The sequence below is a fragment of the Novosphingobium sp. genome (assembly GCF_041915465.1).
Lineage (GTDB): Bacteria > Pseudomonadota > Alphaproteobacteria > Sphingomonadales > Sphingomonadaceae > Novosphingobium.
This window is the reverse complement of record NZ_JAYSBK010000168.1, coordinates 1-3,198: the sequence shown is the minus strand read 5'-3', so window position 1 is coordinate 3,198 and position 3,198 is coordinate 1. Positions and strand designations below refer to the sequence as shown.

General features: G+C 67.8%; 2 protein-coding genes and 1 tRNA gene. 1 reads left to right on the top strand and 2 read right to left on the bottom strand.

The features are described from left to right. Window positions 1–46: 46 nt before the first annotated feature. Both ACE3SN_RS16520 and recJ read right to left on the bottom strand, forming a co-directional pair. Window positions 47–122: transfer RNA gene (locus ACE3SN_RS16520), tRNA-Glu, on the bottom strand. Window positions 123–200: 78 nt separating this feature from the next. Then, window positions 201–1,913, bottom strand: coding sequence for a single-stranded-DNA-specific exonuclease RecJ (gene recJ / locus ACE3SN_RS16515; RefSeq protein ID WP_374531880.1), 1,713 nt, complete (start codon window positions 1,911–1,913; stop codon window positions 201–203). Window positions 1,914–2,114: 201 nt separating this feature from the next. Between recJ and ACE3SN_RS16510 the strand changes: the two genes are divergently transcribed. Beyond that, on the top strand, window positions 2,115–3,198 hold a 1,084-nt coding region (locus ACE3SN_RS16510), incomplete at its 3' end, for a hypothetical protein (protein ID WP_374531879.1).

Below are 3,198 nucleotides of genomic sequence, written 5' to 3'. Positions count from 1 at the left end.
GGCAGGAATGTCGGGGAGTTTGGGAAAACTCCCCGGCGCGCCGGTATGGTGACCCCTACGGGACTCGAACCCGTGTTTCAGCCGTGAAAGGGCCGCGTCCTAGACCGCTAGACGAAGGGGCCACACCGGCTGGCGCCGGGGTGAGGCGCGCCTTTACGTAACGCGGGTGAGAGGGTCAAGCCCCCTTGCGGAAATATATTTCAGTCGACGAAGGCGGCGTCCTCGACATGGAGTTCCGCCTGGGGGCGGCTGGCCCAATCGTCGATCTTCGCGCGGCCTGCCAGCCACAGCCTGCGGTGGTGCGTGCCGTGCAGCAGAGCCTGGCCCATCTCGGTGCTGGCGGCGCGAAAGGCGATGGCCTTGAAGCTGGCACCATCATCGCCGCGCACGATCAGGCGGACGTGATCGGTGCCGACCAGGTCAGCCTTGACCAGCCGCACCGGCCCCACCGCGATGCGCGGCCCCGGCCAGCCCATGCCGTAGGGGCCGGCGCTTTCCATCGCCTCGACCAGGCTCGGGCGCAGACCGCCCGGCGCCACGGCCAAATCGAGCAGCAGCGCCTGGTTCGCCATCGCGGCGGTCACCGCGCTGCCCAGCAATTCGTCGAGCCAGTCGGCCAGCGCATCGAGCTTGCCCTCGGCCACGGTCAGCCCCGCCGCCATGGCATGGCCGCCGCCCGCGACCAGCAGCCCGGCTTCGCGCGCGGCGATGATTGCAGCGCCAAGGTCAACCCCGGCAATCGATCGGCCCGAGCCCTTGCCGTTGCCGTCCTCGTCGGCGTCGAGCGCGATGACCAGCGTCGGCTTGCCGGTCTTTTCCTTGATTCGGCCCGCCACGATCCCGATCACGCCCGGATGCCAGCCGCGCCCCGCCAGCGTGATGACCGCGCGGTTGTGCTGGGCATCGAGCTGCGCCTCGGCCGCTTCCTGCACTGCCGCCTCGATCACGCGCCGTTCCTCGTTGAGCGCGGATAGCTGGGCCGCAATGGCGCGGGCCTCGTCCGGATCTTCGGTGGTCAGCAAGCGGACGCCCAAGGTCGATTCGCCCACCCGGCCGCCGGCATTGATGCGCGGCCCCAGCGCAAAGCCCAGATCCGAACAGGTTGGCGCGCGGCTCAGCCGGCTGGCGTCGATCAGGGCGGACATGCCGATGTTCTCGCGCTTGGCCATGACCTTGAGACCCTGCGCCACCAGCGCCCGGTTAAGCCCGCGCAGCGCCGCGACATCGGCGACCGTGCCCAGCGCGACCAGATCGAGCAGGGCAAACAGGTCAGGCTCGCGCCGGTTCTCGAAGAAGCCGCGCTGGCGCAGCACGCGCACCGTGGCGACCGCCAACAGGAACGCCACGCCCACGGCCGCGAGGTGCCCGTGCGATGCGGCGAGCTCGTCCTCGTCGAGCCGGTTGGGATTCACCAGCGCCATCGCCGCGGGCAGTTCGGGCGCACACTTGTGGTGATCGACCACGATCACGTCGACCCCGGCGGCGCGCGCCATGTCGAGCGCTTCGAAGGCCATGGCCCCGCAATCGACCGTGACGATCAGGCTGGAGCCTTCCTCGGCCAGCCGCACCAGGGCCTCGCCCGATGGGCCATAGCCTTCGAGCAAGCGATCCGGGATGTAATAGCGCGCCTCGTGCCCCAGCATCCGCAGCAGCCGGATCAGCAAGGCCGCGCTGGTCGCCCCGTCGACGTCATAGTCGCCATAGACGGTCAGTTGTTCCTGCGTGAGCACGGCCTGGGCCAGCCGTTCGGCGGCGGCATCCATGTCGCGGAACACCGACGGGTCGGGCAGGAAGGCGCGCAGCGATGGGTTGCGGTTGCGCTCAAGGTCTTCGGGCGCAACCCCGCGCGAGAGCAGCAACTGGGTTACCAGATCGTGCTCGAGGCTGGCGCTGCTGCCGCCGCCAAGGTCCATGTTGCCGCCACGCCAGCGCCAGGCCCGGCCCGAAAGCGCGCGGTCGATCCCAAGGATGGAGGAAGTGTTCGCAGTCACGTGTCGATCGCTAGCGCATCGCGCCGGCGAACAAAAGTTCCGGCGAAAATTGATGGCGGTAAAAGACAATCCTGCGCGGTTGGGATGAACTAGGCTATTCTTCACAGTGGAGGGAGTCGCATCATGTCGATGAATCGCAAGCTCGCCGTAACTGCCGCCCTGGGGGCGGTAACGCTCGCCGCCATCCCCGTCGTTGCCCAGCGCGCGCCCGATAGCGGGCCAATCGCGCGCTATGACATGCGCGCTGGCACCGTTTCCGGCTTTGCCGCGATGGGCACGGGCGGGGCTTCGATGATGGGGGCAATGTTCGGCGGCGGCGGCGACAAGGTGCAGCACGAGCTTTACCTGCGCCTCGGCTCGAACCAGGCCCCTGCCAAGGGCGCGCCCAAGGCCGATCACTTCATGCCGCCAAATGCCAAGTTGGGCAAATCTGTAGCCTTGACGACGCCGAAGGAAGAACGGGTTCAGGAAGATTTCCCCGAAGGCCAGAAGCCCAAGGGCCGCCTGCTGGTGTTCTGGGGTTGCGGCGAACATGCGCCCAAGGGGCAGCCGCTGGTGATCGATTTCGCCAAGGTTGCCGCGGGGCAGATGCCACCGGGCATGGCCGGGGTCTGGACCACCACGATCATCCGCGATCTGGGGCCGACCTTGCAGAACAGCAAGACGTTCGGCCGCTGGCCTGCGGAGGACCACAAGTTCGTCAAGCCGGATAGTTCGCTGATCGGCGCGCACCGCGTGGCCGGCAACTATTCGCCCGAACTGTCGTTCAATCTGGTCCATGACTTCATGGCGCCGCTGAGCGTGACGTCGACTGGCCAGCCGAGTGGCGCCTCGCTGATCAAGTGGGGCGCGATCCAGTACGCCACCGGCTATCTCGCCACCCTGTTCGGGGGCAAGATGGGCCCTAATGGCGAGATGGGCGACATGGTGATGTGGACCAGCAGCTACGGCAAGCAGTTCGGCGGCGGGCTGGGCGACTGGATCAGCCCGAACCAAGTCGCCCTGCTGGTCAAGGACCGGACGGTCATGGCGCCCACGACCACCAGTTGCCTGATCCCGGCCGAAGTGACCAAGGCCGCGCCCGACTTCAAGATGGGTACGCTGGTCGCCTATGGTCCCGAAGAAGACTTTGCCTATCCGCCGCGCCCCGCCGACCCCAAGGCCCGCTGGGATCTGCAGTGGACTGCGCGCATCCGCCATCGCTCGA

Excerpts from the sequence above, each read along its gene's own strand:
- recJ (WP_374531880.1), bottom strand. The coding sequence starts at position 1,913 with ATGGACCTTGGCGGCGGCAGCAGCGCCAGCCTCGAGCACGATCTGGTA.